Annotated in this window: 16 protein-coding genes and 2 tRNA genes; 4 read left to right on the top strand and 14 right to left on the bottom strand. The window is 55.6% G+C overall.

What is annotated here, in order from left to right:
* Positions 1–56: 56 nt before the first annotated feature.
* Both CHH28_RS12630 and CHH28_RS12625 read right to left on the bottom strand, forming a co-directional pair.
* Positions 57–1,133 carry an AI-2E family transporter gene (locus CHH28_RS12630; RefSeq protein WP_094060645.1) on the bottom strand — a complete coding sequence of 359 codons (1,077 nt, stop codon included), beginning with the start codon at positions 1,131–1,133 and terminating at the stop codon, positions 57–59.
* A 4-nt stretch (positions 1,134–1,137) separates the two neighbouring features.
* Entirely contained in the window at positions 1,138–1,392 is a 255-nt protein-coding gene (locus CHH28_RS12625) for a sulfurtransferase TusA family protein (RefSeq protein WP_233243622.1), read from the bottom strand.
* Positions 1,393–1,564: 172 nt separating this feature from the next.
* Between CHH28_RS12625 and CHH28_RS12620 the strand changes: the two genes are divergently transcribed.
* The gene (locus CHH28_RS12620; RefSeq protein ID WP_094060643.1) at positions 1,565–2,995 is read left to right on the top strand and encodes a M48 family metalloprotease; all 1,431 of its coding nucleotides are present in this window, start codon (positions 1,565–1,567) and stop codon (positions 2,993–2,995) included.
* A gap of 2 nt (positions 2,996–2,997) precedes the next feature.
* Here the strand turns inward: CHH28_RS12620 and nadA are convergent, their stop codons facing one another.
* The 12 genes from nadA to ruvA all read right to left on the bottom strand — a co-directional run bounded on the left by nadA (position 2,998) and on the right by ruvA (position 11,641).
* On the bottom strand, positions 2,998–4,044 hold the full coding sequence (gene nadA / locus CHH28_RS12615; RefSeq protein ID WP_094060642.1) for a quinolinate synthase NadA: 1,047 nt from the start codon (positions 4,042–4,044) through the stop codon (positions 2,998–3,000).
* A 138-nt stretch (positions 4,045–4,182) separates the two neighbouring features.
* Positions 4,183–4,258, bottom strand: a tRNA-Lys gene (locus tag CHH28_RS12610).
* 71 nt (positions 4,259–4,329) lie between these two features.
* Positions 4,330–4,405 (bottom strand) — tRNA-Lys (locus tag CHH28_RS12605).
* A gap of 566 nt (positions 4,406–4,971) precedes the next feature.
* Positions 4,972–5,751 carry a tol-pal system protein YbgF gene (ybgF, locus tag CHH28_RS12600; protein WP_094060641.1) on the bottom strand — a complete coding sequence of 260 codons (780 nt, stop codon included), beginning with the start codon at positions 5,749–5,751 and terminating at the stop codon, positions 4,972–4,974.
* Positions 5,751–6,290, bottom strand: a complete 540-nt coding sequence (gene pal, locus CHH28_RS12595; protein WP_094060640.1) for a peptidoglycan-associated lipoprotein Pal — start codon at positions 6,288–6,290, stop codon at positions 5,751–5,753. Before pal ends, ybgF begins: the two co-directional genes overlap by 1 nt.
* 30 nt (positions 6,291–6,320) lie before the next feature.
* Positions 6,321–7,598 (bottom strand): Tol-Pal system beta propeller repeat protein TolB, encoded by a 1,278-nt coding sequence (tolB, locus tag CHH28_RS12590; RefSeq protein ID WP_094060639.1) that lies wholly within the window; start codon positions 7,596–7,598, stop codon positions 6,321–6,323.
* Positions 7,592–8,425: a cell envelope integrity protein TolA gene (gene tolA / locus CHH28_RS12585; protein WP_094060638.1), complete on the bottom strand. Its 834-nt coding sequence runs from the start codon at positions 8,423–8,425 to the stop codon at positions 7,592–7,594. The genes tolB and tolA overlap by 7 nt, the downstream gene beginning before the upstream one ends.
* Positions 8,426–8,427: 2 nt before the next feature.
* Positions 8,428–8,874 carry a protein TolR gene (gene tolR / locus CHH28_RS12580; RefSeq protein WP_094060637.1) on the bottom strand — a complete coding sequence of 149 codons (447 nt, stop codon included), beginning with the start codon at positions 8,872–8,874 and terminating at the stop codon, positions 8,428–8,430.
* Positions 8,874–9,557: a protein TolQ gene (tolQ, locus tag CHH28_RS12575; protein WP_094062079.1), complete on the bottom strand. Its 684-nt coding sequence runs from the start codon at positions 9,555–9,557 to the stop codon at positions 8,874–8,876. The genes tolR and tolQ overlap by 1 nt, the downstream gene beginning before the upstream one ends.
* Before the next feature lie 8 nt (positions 9,558–9,565).
* A complete protein-coding gene (gene ybgC, locus CHH28_RS12570) occupies positions 9,566–9,988 on the bottom strand; it encodes a tol-pal system-associated acyl-CoA thioesterase (RefSeq protein WP_094060636.1) in 423 nt (140 codons plus the stop codon).
* A gap of 1 nt (position 9,989) precedes the next feature.
* The gene (ruvB, locus tag CHH28_RS12565) at positions 9,990–11,018 is read right to left on the bottom strand and encodes a Holliday junction branch migration DNA helicase RuvB (RefSeq protein WP_094060635.1); all 1,029 of its coding nucleotides are present in this window, start codon (positions 11,016–11,018) and stop codon (positions 9,990–9,992) included.
* A gap of 8 nt (positions 11,019–11,026) precedes the next feature.
* Positions 11,027–11,641: a Holliday junction branch migration protein RuvA gene (ruvA, locus tag CHH28_RS12560; protein ID WP_094060634.1), complete on the bottom strand. Its 615-nt coding sequence runs from the start codon at positions 11,639–11,641 to the stop codon at positions 11,027–11,029.
* Between the two features lie 217 nt (positions 11,642–11,858).
* Between ruvA and CHH28_RS12555 the strand changes: the two genes are divergently transcribed.
* The 3 genes from CHH28_RS12555 (at position 11,859) to CHH28_RS12545 (ending at position 15,674) form a co-directional block, all read left to right on the top strand.
* Entirely contained in the window at positions 11,859–12,875 is a 1,017-nt protein-coding gene (locus CHH28_RS12555; RefSeq protein ID WP_094060633.1) for a Fe(3+) ABC transporter substrate-binding protein, read from the top strand.
* Between the two features lie 74 nt (positions 12,876–12,949).
* Positions 12,950–14,611, top strand: a complete 1,662-nt coding sequence (locus tag CHH28_RS12550) for an ABC transporter permease (RefSeq protein WP_094060632.1) — start codon at positions 12,950–12,952, stop codon at positions 14,609–14,611.
* 10 nt (positions 14,612–14,621) lie between these two features.
* Complete coding sequence (locus tag CHH28_RS12545; protein WP_094060631.1) at positions 14,622–15,674, top strand: ABC transporter ATP-binding protein; 1,053 nt, start codon at positions 14,622–14,624, stop codon at positions 15,672–15,674.
* Positions 15,675–15,694 lie beyond the last annotated feature (20 nt).

Genomic DNA, 15,694 nt, shown 5'->3' with positions numbered 1-15,694 from the left:
ACAAAGGCGCAAGTCTACTGAGCAGACGGTGCGCTGACAAGAGAAGTAGCTGCACCTCACTCCGCTGCGCTGGTGTTTTCAGCACTCTCATGAGTGGGCCATGCTTGCACCACGGCATTGAACAAGGTGGCCAGCGGAATGGCGAAAAACACGCCCCAAAATCCCCATAGGCCACCAAATACCAACACCGCCAAAATAATCGCCACCGGATGCAGGTTAACCACCTCGGAAAACAACAGGGGCACCAATACATTGCCGTCCAGCGCTTGGATGACTCCATAAATGACCATCACCCACAAAAAATCATTGCTTAAGCCAAACTGAAAATACCCCACTAAGGCCACCGGAATGGTCACCACCGCCGCGCCGATATACGGCACCAGCACCGAGAAGCCCACTGCAATGGCCAACAGCGCGGCATAATTCACTCCCAGCCAGACAAACGCGGCGTAGGTCGTGGCACCGACAATCAGAATTTCTAGCGCCTTGCCGCGAATGTAGTTGGCAATTTGCTGATCCATTTCATGCCAGACACGATCCAGCATGGTACGACGGTGCGGTAAAAAGGACGTCAACCAACCGACAATTTGCGAGGAATCCTTGAGTAGAAAAAACACCAATATCGGCACCAATACGCAGTAAATCAGCACCGCCATCACACCGGTAATACCAGAAATGGAAAAGCTCACCGCCAACTGCCCCAGCTGTGCCAGCTCATCACCAATTTGCTTGGTCCACTGCCGCACTTGCTCTTCGGTGACCAACTCGGGGAAGCGATCCGGCAAATGCAGCAGCAAGGTCTGACCTTCTTTCGCCATGCGCGGCAGCTCGTAGAAAAACTGCGACGTTTGCTGCCAAACGGCTGGCAACAAGAAAAACAACACCCCGACCAAGGAGCCAACAAATACCGTGAATACTAATATGGTCGCGGCCAAATGACTTAAGCCACGACGCTTACAGGTTTGCATCGCCCCTTGCAATAAATACGCGATCACCAAGGCGGTTAAAAAAGGCGCCAGCACCTGGCCAAAGGTAACAATGACCAACAATAAACCACCGATCAGTACCAGCAGCAACAACGCCTCTTCATTGGAGAAATAACGATCGATCCAACCTCGTACCACATCAAACACAGTCTTATTCTCCCTTTTGAATCCAGTAGTGGTACACATCGTCGCGTTGCTCTGCCGCCAACATCTGATGCGACGTTAATTCAACAAAGGTGTGCAGATCTCGCCATGAGCCAGAGTCGGTTGCCGAAACCCACAGAACACTGCCCGCTGCCATGGTTTTCAGCGCCAACTTGGTCTTCAGCAACGGCATTGGGCAGGCTAAGCCTTCCGCTTGCAGGTGCTGATCATGAGGCAGATCTCGGGGTTGAGCATTCGACACAATAATTACCTTTTGCGACACTGTTGCAGCTGAGCCGTTGGGTCTCTGCGCTGCGGCTGAATTCGGCCACATTATACGGAAGCCAGTCGTCGGCGCTATCGACCGTCGCCGCCAGCCGTGGAACTGAAGCCAACATCACGGTCAAAGCTACACATCACCATAGGAAACCACTGTGCGACGCCCGCTGACGCTGTTTATTGTCACCCTCATCACTGTGCTCACCTGCGCCACCAGTCGCGCCGCCAGTAACGACCTACCCGAACTGGGGGACGGTACCTCTGGTGTTGTCTCATTGCAGCAAGAACATGAGCTCGGGCGCACTTGGCTGCGCCAGCTGCGCCGCCAAGCGCCGGTCATTGAGTCGCCATTGGCCAAGCAATACCTGGAAAATCTGGTGTATCAGCTGGTGCCGTACAGCGATGTCAGCAGCGCCGACCTTGAGTTCATCATTGTAGATCAGGCGGCCTTAAACGCCTTTGCCGTACCCGGTGGCATTGTTGGCATCAACTACGGACTACTCATGCACGCCCGCGATGAAGACGAGCTGGCCGCGGTGCTGGCACACGAGCTCGCGCACTTGAGCCAGCGCCACTTCGCTCGTCGTATCGAGCAGTCGCAAAAACAGCAACCCATTGCCCTAGCAACCTTATTGGCCAGCCTGTTGCTGATCGCCAGCAATAACCCGGACGTCGGCTTCGCCGGGCTTGCATCGGCGCAGGCAGCGAGCATTCAGGAGCAACTGGCTTATAGCCGAGAGTGGGAGCGCGAAGCCGACCGACTTGGAATTCGTACATTGGCTGCAGCCGGGCTCGATCCGCACGCCATGACCAGCATGTTTGAACAAATGCAGCGCGCCAGCCGCTTCAGCCAGCGCCCGCCGGAATTTTTACTGACCCACCCCGTCACGCAATTTCGTATCTCCGATGCCGCTGGCCGGGCTGAGAATTACCCTCGCAAGCCGCGCAGCACCCGCTTCGATTTTCTATTGCTAAAAGCCGACGCGCAGTGGCGCTACCACCATGATCAATTGAACAGCATCGAAGACCTGCAACGCGCCATAGACACCACTCAAGCCGGTGATTGGCGTGCGGCATTGCAAGTGCAGTTGGCGAAAACACTGCTGCAACAAGGGCTCACTGCGAAAGCCAACAAAGCGCTGGAGGCGCTGGATCGACAACGCGATCACGCCGCTGTGGTGGCGTTACGCGCGCAACTGCTGCCCAGCAACGAAGCGCTTGCTCTGATTAATACGGCCTTGACTGTTGAGCCAGACAATCGCGTTTTGCTCACCACTCTTGCCGAGCAGCACACACGTGCTGGGAATTTTCGTGCGGCCACACTGGCTTGGCGCACACAAAGTGAACGCTGGCCAGATGATCCTGCCGTATGGCGTGGTTTGCAGCAGGCCGCCAACGGCCTACAAGACAAGGTGACATCGCATTACGCAGGCGCCGAACACCTATTCCTGAACGGCGATCAACCGCGTGCGCTGCGGCAAATGGAGCTGGCGATACGCAGTGCCCGCCAGCAAGGAGATTTCCAGCGCCAAGCGGCCCTGGAAAGTCGAATGAAACGCATGGCCAGCGCCAGCGATCGGCTGTAGGACTAAGCCGGCTTGGTAAATGCCAACATGCGCCCCAAGCTTACCTCAGCCTGTTGGCGAACTGCCTCATCGACCAGCACTTCGGGCAAGCCATCCCGCAATGCGTCGCGAATATTAGTGAGTGCGTTCATCGCCATCCACGGGCAATGCGCACAGCTGCGGCAGGTGGCCCCGTTGCCAGCCGTTGGCGCCTCAATCAACAGCTTATCCGGCGCGGCTTGCTGCATCTTATAGAAAATGGCTTTATCGGTAGCGACGATCAAAGTGTCCGTCTCTAGGCGCCCAGCTGCGGCAATCAACTGACTGGTAGAACCTACTACATCCGCCATCTCAACCACTGCCTGCGGGCTTTCTGGGTGCACCAGAATGGCCGCCTGCGGGTGCACCTTTTTCAAGTCTTCCAGCGCTTTGGCTTTAAACTCGTCGTGCACAATGCACTCACTGTCCCATAGCAACATATCTGCGTCTGTTTCGCGCTGAATGTAGTTGCCCAGGTGGCGATCCGGCGCCCAGATCAACTGTTTGCCCTGCGCTTTGAGATGGCGCACCACATCCAGCGCGATACTGGAGGTCACCACCCAATCGGCGCGCGCCTTTACGGCAGCAGAAGTGTTGGCGTAGACCACCACTTCTCGCTCTGGGTACTGATCACAAAACACTGAGAGCTCGCCCACCGGACAGCCCAAATCCAACGAACATGTGGCTTCCAGAGTGGGCATTAAAATGCGTTTTTCCGGGCTTAATATCTTCGCGGTTTCGCCCATAAAGCGTACACCCGCGACTAACAAAGTGCTGGCCTTGTGGTCACGACCAAAGCGCGCCATTTCCAACGAGTCGGAAACACAGCCACCTGTGGCTTCAGCCAACGCTTGAATTTCTGGCGCGGTGTAATAATGGGCAACGATGGCGGCGTCTTGCTGTTGCAGCAACTCGGCAATTTCGGACTCCAGCGCTTGCTGTTGCTGCGCCGTCAACTCCGGTGCCGGCGCCGACCAGTGATCACGAATCAACTCTCGGGATCGTTGTATTTCTTGGGGGGTGGATGACATAAACGAACACGCCTCTCACATCAGCTGGCGGCATTCTATCACAGTGGCAAAAGTCACCGACAAGCCGCTCCAGTGGCAATTATTTTCAGGCATAAAAAAAGGGGAGAAAGTTTCCTTTCTCCCCTTTTTGGGAATTAGTGGTGGGTCGTGCTGGATTCGAACCAGCGACCAATTGGTTAAAAGCCAACTGCTCTACCAACTGAGCTAACGACCCTCAGTTGCTGATCATTTTAGCGACTCTTTAGAAAAAGTCAAACTTTTCAACAACTTACCTCTGGTAGTTGGTGGTGGGTCGTGCTGGATTCGAACCAGCGACCAATTGGTTAAAAGCCAACTGCTCTACCAACTGAGCTAACGACCCCCAGAGGAGGTGCGTATAATACTGATAATTTTCCCGAGCACAACCCTTTATTCAAAAAAGTTTAAATTTTTTATGCACTTAGCGCAGTCAGCGAGTTTTCCCAGCGTCATCACCTGGCGCGCAGCAAGCCCAAAAGAACACACAGGGCACGCCAAGCGCTGGAGTAAAGCCTAGTGGTTTGGCTAGGGCCTATTAACACCATTACGATCACGCTGTCATCAGCTGCCCCTCAATCAAGGCGCGAAGATGAATGTCTAACAAGTTAAATGAAGGATGAGCAACACAGATTGAAGAATGTTCAGCCATACCCCGAAAGGCTGGAGTCCATTTCCCGTGAGTCGCGTTGTTCGTGGGTCGCGTTACTCGTAGCTTACTCACCCGGTTAAACCACGCCCCTCGCCTACCTCAAGAAAAAACTGACGTCCAGCAACAGAGAGCGAAACAGTGCTGGCAGCCCCTAGGGAGTAACAAAAAGATGTAACGGTAGAGGTGGTAGCAAAAAAGGAGAGACAGCGAGAAGCAATAGAAGGAAAATTGAGAGCGGGCCAAACACCGCCCTCAGCAACTTACAGAGTATTCAGGTAAGAGCGTGCCAGTTGGACAGTCGCCTCTGCTTTGCCAGCGTAAGTGCTGATCACACGTTGTAGCCATTGTTTGGCTTCGTCGGTGCGCCCAAGCTTGTGCAAAGTGACGGCGTATTTGTAACTGGCATCAGCCGCTTTGCCGTGCTGCGGATGCTTGTCGATGACTTGCTTGAACAAATCTAGCGCCGCTTGCTGCTCGCCCTGAACCAAAGCCACCTCGCCGGCCCAATACCAAGCATTGGCCACCAACTCATCGTTGGGGTACTGGGTGGTAAAGGCTGCAAATGCCTCACGTGCTTGAGCGAACTGTTTGTCACGCACAAGAGCCATGGCCTGCTTGTAGGCCTCTGCGGCAGACACGGTCGGAGCCACCGTAGCGGGCGAACTTGGCGAGGAAGATACCGAAGGCACAGGTGCCAACGCTTCTACTGGCTGCTGCATCAAAGATGAAACGCGTCGATCCAGATCCAGATAACGCTGCTGGCTGGATTGCTGCAGCGCTGACATTTGCCGCTGCTGCGTTTCTACCTGACTGCGCAAATAAGCGATCTCTTGCTGCATCTGCTCGACTTGCATCAGCAGTTCAGTCAACAAATCAGATTGATTGGACGCCTGAGGCGCTGATGCAGTGACGGGCTGATTGGCCTGCACCGGCTTAGCCACCGGTGCAGTTGGTACCTGCTCTCCTACGGATACCCACTCGTTAGCCCAAGCCGATGAACTGGCCAGGGCCGCGGATAACAGCAGATACTTAGCCGCCATTAGCGCTGATATTTCACTTCAACGCGACGGTTTTTGGCGTAGCTGGTTTCGCTCGCACCCGTCATAGCAGGACGCTCTTCACCAAAGCTGACCACCTCCAACTGGTTGGCAGCCGCGCCGTTTGCCATCAGGAAACGACGTACAGTCATGGCACGACGCTCACCCAGCGCCAGGTTGTACTCAACGGTACCACGCTCATCGGCGTGGCCTTCCAGCACAACGCGAGTCGCAGGGTTGTTTTTCAGGTAAGCAGCGTGAGCCATCAGAGACGGTTTGCCGTCAGCTTTCAGTGTGCTTTGGTCAAAGTCAAAGTAGAACACTGTTTGCTCACGCAATGCCGCAGCTTCATTTTCCGCCGCCATGTCTTTGCCACTTACGGTGCTGGTATCAACCGCTGTGGTACCGTTCCCATCAGCTTCAGTAGCTACAGGCTCGTTGCTGCTACCACCTTCGCTCACTTCACCCGTGCTTGAACACGCTGAAATCAGAACGGCGCTCAGGGTCAATCCTAACGCCTTGTAAAGTGCAGTTTTTTGCATAACCGTCTTCCCAGTAAAGGTTAGTGTGTATTACTTAAAAATAGGTGACCAAGCAGGTTCTCTGACGTCGCCAAATTTGGATGGCAGGCGGAATTTCACTTCTCCGTCCACCGATACCGCCGCAAGAATACTGCGATCCGCTTCACTTGCGGCATAAACTACCATACTTCCGTTAGGTGCAACACTAGGCGATTCGTCGAGTTCTGTCTCTGATGTCAGAATATGAACTAGACCACTTTCTAAGTCTTGCGCTGCGATGTGAAAACGATCATTGGCCTGATGTACGTACACCATTTTGCGCCCATCATCGGTTACCCTCGCCCGGGCATTGTAGTTGCCTTCAAACGTCACCCGCTGCACGTTTTTGTCCACAGTGTCGATTTTGTATATCTGTGGTCCACCCGCACGACTAGAAGTAAAGACAATATCTCGACCATTGGGCATCCATTGCGGCTCCGTATCGATGCTGTAGTGACGGGTCAATCGCGTCAGTTGGCGTGATGCCAAATCTAGGGTGTAAATATCCGGATTACCTAATTGCGAGCGTACAAACGCCAGCGTTTTGCCATCGGGTGAAAAGGCCGGTGCGCTGTTTGAACCTTTAAAAGACGCAATTTTTTCTCGCTGGCCGGTGGCCAGATGCTGAAAGAAAATTTCGCTGCGGCCATTTTCAAACGACACATACGCCACCTTTTGGCCATCGGGCGACCATGCCGGTGAGATAATCGGATGCTCGGAGCTAAAAATAACTTGCTCGCGTGCGCCGTCGGCATCGGCGTAATTCAGATTAAATCGCGTACGCTCACGGTTGGTGGTGACGTACACCAGCTTGGTAGAAAACACCCCTGGCACACCGGTCAGGCGCTCAAAGATAAAATCACTGATGTAATGCGCCATATCGCGCAACTGACCAGGCTGGCCGCGCACCCGATGGCGCAACAATTCAATACGCTGATGCACATCGACCACGTGAAATTCCGCCATGTACTCAGCGCCGTTGGGCCAGATGCGCCCCAGCACCACATAATCCTGTTGCAGCGCCCGCCAATCGGCGTAATTTACCTGCTCCAGTTTGCTGGGCTGAGAAATCATTCCCACCGCTGGCAAGGTGCGAAAATACCCGCTGTGCTGCAAATCACTGGTGATAATGGCGGACACGTCTTCACGCAACGGAGTAGACCCCTCCCACGCAAACGGCACGACCGCAATGGGGATGGCCGACTGTTTTCCCTGAGTGACTTCTATCACCAACTCAGCGTGTGCGCTGCTGCACCACAACAGCAATAAGCAAAATGCTCTGATTACCACAATGCGTTCTCCGGTCTGAATTTCATGGTAAAGCTACGGAACTGGCGTTCGAAAACACGAATATTGTCGGGCACTGGCAATGGCGAGGCGCGTAACACGGCTTGCTCCACCGAACGATCCAGCGCCCGGTTACCACTGCTTTCAACCACTTCGACTTGCACCACTTCACCTGTAGGCACCAGCGTCAAGCGCAAGGTCACCTGCTGATTTTTTTGTACCGCCGGAGGATAACGCCAGGCGGCTTCGATTTGCGCACGAATTAAGTCGGTGTGTGTCGCCGCAGCTTGGGCATCCGCCGCTGCGGCGGCTTCAGCTTGCAAGCGTTGCTGTAAGGCTTGCTCGCGCTGGCGTTGCTCTAGCAAGGCCTGCTCTTCTGCCAATTGCTGTTGTCGACGCTGCTCTTCCAGACGCTGCTGCTGTTGGCGTTGCTGTTCACGCCGCTGCGCTTGTTCGCGTTTTTTGGCAGCCTCGGCGTCGCGCTGCTGTTGCGCCTTTTTTTCTCGCTCGCGCCGCGCTTGTTGTTCACGTTTGGCTTTTTCTTCGGCTTGGCGTTTTTTCTCTGCTTGTTGGCGCTGGCGTTTTTCTTGCGCTTTGCGTGCGGCCTGCTGTCGCTGGCGTTCAGCGGCTTGACGTTTGGCCTCCTGCTGGCGCTGCTTCACCGCTTTATTTTCTTCTTGAATAACGTTGGCAATCATATGACGCGGCACGGGTTCAGGGCGCTTGATGTCACCGTGATCCCATTGCACAACAAACAAAGCCATCACACCGGCGTGGAGCAACACCGCCAGCAGCACAGGAAAGCCGTAACCTTCGGGACGCAGTAGCATTGTTATTTGGCCTGCGGGTCCGGTGCTTCCGTCACCAAACCGATGTTATTAATGTCGGCGGCCTGCAGGGCCCCCATCAGCGCCACCACACGACCGTAAGCCACTTGCTGATCACCACGCACCATAATGCGCGTCGCCGGTGTCTGTGCCACCACCTTGGCAGCGTAATCTTGCACCTGATCTAAGGTCATTGCCTGCGGCTCGTCTTCCTCACGTTCAATAAACAATTGCCCCTGCTGATTAACGGCAATAATCAGGGTGTGATCGTCCGGGTCAATTTCAGTGGGTTTGGCGTCGACATCTGGCAAATCCACGGGCACGGTTTGCACCAGCATGGGGGCGGTGACCATAAAAATAATCAGCAACACCAACATCACGTCGATGTATGGCACCACATTGATTTCTGCCATCGGCCTGCGTTTGGCCGCATAGCCTGACATCGGCTCCATCAGGCCACCTTTCCGTTGTGCTGTGCTTTTTGCGCCTGACGGTATAACAGCGATGAGAACTCATCGGCAAAGGTGTACATCATGGTCGACAGCTGATCGACACGATTGGCGTAGCGGTTGTAGAAAATCACCGCCGGAATGGCCGCCAATAGGCCCATCGCGGTGGCAATCAAAGCCTCGGCAATGCCCGGCGCGACGGTGGCAATGGTGGCCTGCTTCACCGCCGCCAAGCCCTGAAATGCGTGCATGATGCCCCACACCGTGCCGAACAAGCCAACATAAGGGCTGGTAGAGCCAATGGTCGCCAGCAGCGGAATGTGATTTTCCAAGGCATCCAGCTCACGTGTAATGGCGATACGCATGGCGCGCTGTACACCAGCCATCAAGGCATCCGGGTCGGTGGTGTGATGCTGGCGCAACTTGCTGAACTCTTTTAAACCGGCCATAAACACCACCTCGGTGGGTGAATGTCGACTGTTGCCCTGACATTCACGATACAGCTCGTTTAAATCAATGCCCGACCAAAAACGATCTTCAAACTGGCGCATCGCCTGCTTAGCACTGCCAAGCAATCGACCCCGTTGAAAAATAATGACCCAACTGGCAACGGACGCGGCCAACAACAACAGCATGACCAGCTGCACCACCAAACTGGCGCTGGCGATCAGATGCATGATCGACATGGATTCGTTCACAAGGTCTCCTTAGAGGTAGAGTCTGCGCTGCATTCTGCTTGCAGCGCTTGTTGAATATCGCTCGGCATGCTGCGCGGCTTGCCGTTGCTTTGAATGCAGGCGACGCGCACGGTTCCTTGGCACAGCAATTGTTCGCCGTTGAACACCTGCTGTTCGATGGTCATGCTGGCGCGGCCCAGTTTCTGCACCTGTACAGTAATTCGTAGCTCGTCATCCAAGCGCGCACTGCGCTGGTAATCCAGCTGCAGCGACTGCACCACAAACAAGCAATCTTGCTCGCTCAGCACCTGCTGGGAAAAGCCCAATTGTCGCAGCCACTCAGTGCGTGCGCGCTCCATAAATTTCAAATAATTGGCGTAATACACGATACCGCCCATGTCGGTATCTTCGATGTACACCCGCTGTTGCCAGGCAAACACGTTAGCCGTCCCCTTCTTCTGCCAAACGCGTGGGCAAGGGAATGGAAAAGTGCAAATACGCCAAGCGTGTGGCGATCCGTCCGCGAGGGGTACGGGCAATGTAGCCCTGCTGCATCAGATACGGCTCTAGCACATCCTCGATGGTGTCACGCTCTTCACCGATCGACGCCGCCAGGGAATCGACCCCTGCCGGGCCACCCTCGTATTTTTCCATCAAGGTCAGCAGCAAACGACGGTCCATATGATCGAACCCTTGGGCATCGACATTGAGCATGTTCAATGCCGCACTGGCGCAGCCTTGATCCACCTCGCCGTTGGCTTTGACCTGGGCATAGTCGCGTACACGGCGCAACAGGCGATTGGCAATACGCGGAGTGCCTCGCGAGCGGCGGGCAATTTCCGCCGCCCCGTCATCATCAATGCTGACGTCCATCAAACCGCCCGAGCGGCTGACAATGTGCGCCAGGTCAGTGACGGAATAAAACTCCAGTCGCTGCACGATGCCAAAGCGATCGCGCAATGGTGATGTCAGCAACCCAGCACGGGTAGTCGCTCCGACCAAAGTAAATGGCGGCAAATCGATTTTAATGGACCGCGCGGCGGGCCCTTCACCGACCATGATATCGAGCTGATAGTCTTCCATGGCCGGGTAAAGCACTTCCTCGACGGCCGGGTTTAGGCGATGTATTTCATCAATAAACAACACATCGCCTTCTTCCAAGCTGGTCAGCATGGCGGCCAAATCGCCGGCTTTTTCCAGTACAGGGCCAGAGGTCGACTTCAGCGTCACCCCCATTTCTGCGGCAATGATGTTCGCCAATGTCGTTTTGCCCAGGCCCGGCGGACCAAACACCAAGGTATGGTCCAACGCTTCGTTGCGTGACTTGGCAGCGTCGATAAAGATTTCCATCTGCTCGCGCACCACCGGCTGGCCGATGTAATCGTGCAACCGGGTCGGGCGAATGGCACGGTCGTGGCGTTCTTCGGCGACCATGGGTTGCGCACTGACGAAGCGATCACTTTCTATCATGGCGTCCCTTAACGGCCTCCCGTCAATGTATTGCGCAAGGCCTGGCGAATCAGTTCTTCGGCGCTTAGCCCGTCGGCCGCCACTTTATTGAGCATTTTCGCTGCATCTTGTGGCTTGTACCCCAGCGCCACCAGCGCGGTTTCGGCTTCTGCCAACACTTGATTGTGTTGCTGCTGATCGGCTTGATCGGCAGCCGCCCATAACGGTGCTGGCGCTTGCCATTCTTTTAACCGGTCACGCATTTCAACCACCAAGCGCTCAGCGGTCTTTTTGCCAACACCGGGCAATTTGGTCAGCGCTGCGATGTCTTCTTGATGTACGCAGTGAGCAAACGCGTTGACGTCCATTCCAGATAAAATTGCCAACGCCAGTTTGGGCCCAACACCGCTGACCTTAATCAAGGTACGAAATAAGGTGCGCTGCTCACGATCACTAAAGCCATACAGCTGATGGGCATCTTCACGTACCGCTAAGTGGGTATACAGGGTTGCTGGCTCACCCGCCTTACCCAACACCACGAAGGTCGACAACGGCGCCTGCACCTCGTAGCCCACGCCCTGAACGTCCAACAACAGTTCAGGGGCTTGTTTTTCAATAATGATTCCTTGCAAACGGCCAATCATGGCAAGTGCGATTCCGCGGCTGACAAAAGACCGCTAAGACTAACAGCATGGTGAAAACGGCTCAATTCGATGCCGACATTCATGCCGTCAGACTATACATTCCGTGACCAATGCCCGTTCTTGGCAGCATGGCTGGCGCTTGCTGACTGAAGTGGGTTTGCGGTAAAGTCTCGCCGCATTATCGAGAAGCATTCTCAATTTTATCTGGAGCCTGTTTATGAAATGGATCGCGCTACCATTAATGGTACTTGGCGCTGCCCTGCCTTGGTCTAGCTATGCCGAGCAGAACGAAGTCAATCTGTATTCAGCTCGTAAAGCCGAGTTGATTGAACCGCTGCTGGAGAAGTTCACCGCCGAAAGCGGCATCAAGGTCAACTTAGTGACCGGCAAAGACGATGCTTTGCTGCAGCGGCTAAAATCTGAGGGCGAACTCAGCCCCGCCGACATGCTCATCACCGCGGATGCGGCCCGCTTGCAGCGCGCCAAAGACGCAGGCTTATTCCAAAGCATCGACAGTGAGGTGTTGAACCAGCGCATTCCAGCCCACCTGCGTGACAGCACTAACCAATGGTTTGGCCTATCACAGCGCGCCCGAGTAATTTTCTACGATCCGGCCAAAGTTAAGCCAGAGCAGCTGTCGACCTACGAAGCCCTGGCCGATGATCAATGGCAAGGCCGCGTGTGCATTCGCTCGTCCAGCAACGTCTACAACCAGTCGCTGGTCGCGGCCATGATTGATGACCTGGGCGCTGAGCGCACACAAACTTGGGCCAACAACTTTATGGATTCCTTTGCCCGCCCACCTGCTGGTGGCGATACCGATCAAATTCGTGCCCTAGGTGCAGGCCAGTGTGACGTGGCTGTCGCCAACACCTACTACTATGGCCGCATGCTGAAGTCCGATGGCAAAGACAAAGCCATTGCCGAAAGCGTGGCACTGTTTTGGCCCAACCAAGATGGCCGCGGCACGCATGTCAACGTATCTGGCGCGGGCGTCACACAATCGGCCAAAAACAAAGCCGAAGCCATCAAACTGCTGGAGTTCTTGGTGTCTGAGCGCGCACAGCAATGGTACGCCGAGGTGAACAACGAGTTCCCAGTGGTCCAAGGTGTCGCTTTAGACCCTGTGGTGGCGGCTTGGGGCGAGTTTAAGGCCGACGATGTGCCATTAAATACCTTGGGCGAGAACAACCAGCAGGCGGTTAAAATCATGGACCGTGCTGGCTGGCGCTAAAATCGTTACACTGTGGCCCTGATCACCGGGGCCACAGACAAATCGCCGCTTTGAATACAACACCTTCCCTGCCCATGACCGGCACTCATCGCCCATCCAATCGCCGCAGTAAACACAAAGATTTCAGCGTCGCCCTGGTGACCACCGTCGTCGCCTTAGTGTTGGCAATTCCGGTATTGTCGGTGCTGTGGCACGCCGTGTTTACCGACAGCAGCAGCTGGCAGCATCTGGCTGACACCGTGCTGTCGGACTATGTCTGGCAATCTTTTTGGCTGTGTGTCTGGGTGGCCAGCGGCGTGCTGGTACTGGGTATCAGCTGTGCCTGGCTCACCAGTCGTTTCGAGTTTCCTGGCAGTCGTGTGTTTAGTTGGGCGCTGCTGTTGCCGCTGGCGTTTCCGGCTTACATCATCGCGTACGCGTACACGGACTTGCTCGATTTTGCCGGACCAGTACAAACCAGCTTGCGCGAACTGACCGGCTGGGGTTTTCGTGACTACTGGTTTCCGCCGATTCGCAGCCTCGGCGGCGCCGCATTGATGCTGACGCTGGTGCTCTACCCGTATGTGTTTATGCTCAGTCGCGCCTCGTTTATGACCCAGTCAGGGCTCACGGCAGAAGCGGCACGCTCACTCGGCGCCTCGCGCTTGCGCACTTTCTGGCGCGTTGATTTGCCGCTGGCACGCCCGGCCATTGTCGCAGGCACCAGCCTGGCACTGATGGAAACATTGGCCGACTACGGCACCGTCAGCTATTTCGGCGTCAGCAGCTTTAGCGCCGGCATATTTCGTACTTGGCATGGTCTGGGCGATATGAACGGCGCCATGCAGCTCGCCGCTTTGTTGCTCACCGTAGTGGTGGTATTGCTGAGTATTGAGCGCTACTCACGTCGGCGCCAGCGCGTCGACCAGCTGGGGCTGGCCCCCAATCACGCACCACCCAAGTTACAGGGCTGGCGTGCTTGGTTGGCAACCGGCTGGTGCACCCTGCCGCTGCTGCTGGGCTTTTTGGTACCAGTGGCGATGATCCTCTCTTGGCTGTGGCAAAAGCCACCCAGCCTTGATGAGGAGTTTGTCGAACTGATTGGCAACAGCATGCTGTTGGCCATCGCCGCTGCATTGATCACCTTAAGCCTGGCGATTTTATTGAGCTGGCTGCGACGGTTTTACCCACGCCCTTGGATCAAACCCGCCGTCGCCAGCGCTGGCCTGGGTTATGCCGTGCCCGGCACCGTGATTGCCATTGGCATATTGGTACCGCTCGCGGCTTTAGACAGACAGCTCAATGCCTGGCTGCTGGAGTTGAGCGACTGGCGTCCAGGGCTGATCTTTTCTGGCACCGTGTTCGCTCTGCTATTTGCCTACGCCGTGCGTTTTATGGCGGTAGCGCTCAACAGCGTGCAAGCCGGCATGAGCCAGATTTCCCCCAGCCTCGACCGCTCAGCACGCAGCCTCGGTCATGGCCGCTGGTCGGTGATGCGCCGCATCCAGCTACCGATGCTGACCACCAGCTTGTTAACTGCGGCGCTGCTGGTATTTGTCGATGTATTAAAAGAGCTGCCCGCCACCTTGATTTTGCGGCCGTTTAACTTCGATACGCTGGCCGTCAAGGCACACGAACTGGCCGCCGATGAACGCCTGTTAGACGCGGGGCCGGTGGCATTAACCATTGTGCTGGTGGGATTGTTGCCAGTCATTTTATTAAGCCGTAACCTGCGCCATCCGCGTTCAGATCAATAACAGGACCTCTATGAACTCAGCCAGTGCCGCCCTGACCCTGGATCAAGTCAGCCTCGGCTACGACCAACGATTGGTGGTGAAAGACGTTTCCATGCAATTGCAGGCCGGGGAAATCGGCTGTCTGCTTGGCCCCTCTGGTTGCGGAAAATCCACCTTATTGCGCGCTATATGCGGTTTTGAGCCACTGCGTCATGGGCGTATTCGCATTGAAGGTGAGCTGGTGTCAAGCACGGATCGTTTGGTACAGCCAGAGCAGCGTCCGGTGGTCATGGTGTTTCAAGAGCTGGCGTTGTTTCCACACATGACCATCGCCGACAACCTCGCTTTTGGTCTGCACCATTGGAGCAAAGCGCAACAGCAGCAGCGCATCGAACAACTGCTGGAACTGATTGCATTGCCAGGCATGGCGCAGCGTTATCCGCATGAGCTGTCGGGTGGCCAGCAACAACGTGTGGCCGTTGCCCGCGCCATTGCCCCGCGCCCGAAGCTGTTGTTGTTAGATGAACCCTTCTCTAGCTTGGATGCCGAGCTGCGCGAGGATCTGGCCGAGCAAATACGAGACATCCTGATCGCCGAGGGCATCAGCGCATTGATGGTCACCCACGATCAGCTGGAGGCGTTTGCCATGGCAGACCGGGTGGCAGTGATGCACGCCGGTGAGCTGCAGCAATTCGACAGCGCCTTTAACCTGTACCATCAACCGGCCACACGCTTTGTTGCCGGCTTTATTGGCCAAAGCACCTTGCTGCCCGCCACCGTTCGCGACGAGCGCCATATCGACTGCTCGCTTGGCAGCCTGGTGTCGGATCAAATCCTGCCGTTTGCGCCGCAGCAAGCCGTTGAGCTGATGCTGCGCCCCGACGACGTGTTGCACGACGACGAATCGCTGCAGCGCGCGACCATTGTACGTAAGCGCTTTCGTGGCTCGCATTTTCTCTACACAGTGCAGCTCGCCGATGGCCAGCAGGTGTATTGCCACGCATCGTCCCACCATAACCACCAAATTGGCGAAACCATCGGAATTGAGCCGCACATCGACCATTTAGTGCTGTTTGAGCGCTAATTAGCTTCCTAGACGGCCAC

Source organism: Bacterioplanes sanyensis (genome assembly GCF_002237535.1).
Taxonomy (GTDB): Bacteria; Pseudomonadota; Gammaproteobacteria; order Pseudomonadales; family Oceanobacteraceae; genus Bacterioplanes; species Bacterioplanes sanyensis_A.
Note: the sequence above shows the minus strand (reverse complement) of the source record. Positions and strands in the feature narration are given on the sequence as shown.

What these genes read in the sequence shown, in the direction of transcription:
- tolR (WP_094060637.1), bottom strand. Translation starts at nt 8,874, where the DNA reads ATGGAGCCGATGTCAGGCTATGCGGCCAAACGCAGGCCGATGGCAGAA.
- tolQ (WP_094062079.1), bottom strand. Translation starts at nt 9,557, where the DNA reads ATGTCGATCATGCATCTGATCGCCAGCGCCAGTTTGGTGGTGCAGCTG.
- ybgF (WP_094060641.1), bottom strand. Translation starts at nt 5,751, where the DNA reads ATGGCGGCTAAGTATCTGCTGTTATCCGCGGCCCTGGCCAGTTCATCG.
- CHH28_RS12550 (WP_094060632.1), top strand. Translation starts at nt 12,950, where the DNA reads ATGACCGGCACTCATCGCCCATCCAATCGCCGCAGTAAACACAAAGAT.
- CHH28_RS12545 (WP_094060631.1), top strand. Translation starts at nt 14,622, where the DNA reads ATGAACTCAGCCAGTGCCGCCCTGACCCTGGATCAAGTCAGCCTCGGC.
- ruvA (WP_094060634.1), bottom strand. Translation starts at nt 11,641, where the DNA reads ATGATTGGCCGTTTGCAAGGAATCATTATTGAAAAACAAGCCCCTGAA.
- ruvB (WP_094060635.1), bottom strand. Translation starts at nt 11,018, where the DNA reads ATGATAGAAAGTGATCGCTTCGTCAGTGCGCAACCCATGGTCGCCGAA.
- pal (WP_094060640.1), bottom strand. Translation starts at nt 6,290, where the DNA reads ATGCAAAAAACTGCACTTTACAAGGCGTTAGGATTGACCCTGAGCGCC.
- nadA (WP_094060642.1), bottom strand. Translation starts at nt 4,044, where the DNA reads ATGTCATCCACCCCCCAAGAAATACAACGATCCCGAGAGTTGATTCGT.
- CHH28_RS12555 (WP_094060633.1), top strand. Translation starts at nt 11,859, where the DNA reads ATGAAATGGATCGCGCTACCATTAATGGTACTTGGCGCTGCCCTGCCT.
- tolA (WP_094060638.1), bottom strand. Translation starts at nt 8,425, where the DNA reads ATGCTACTGCGTCCCGAAGGTTACGGCTTTCCTGTGCTGCTGGCGGTG.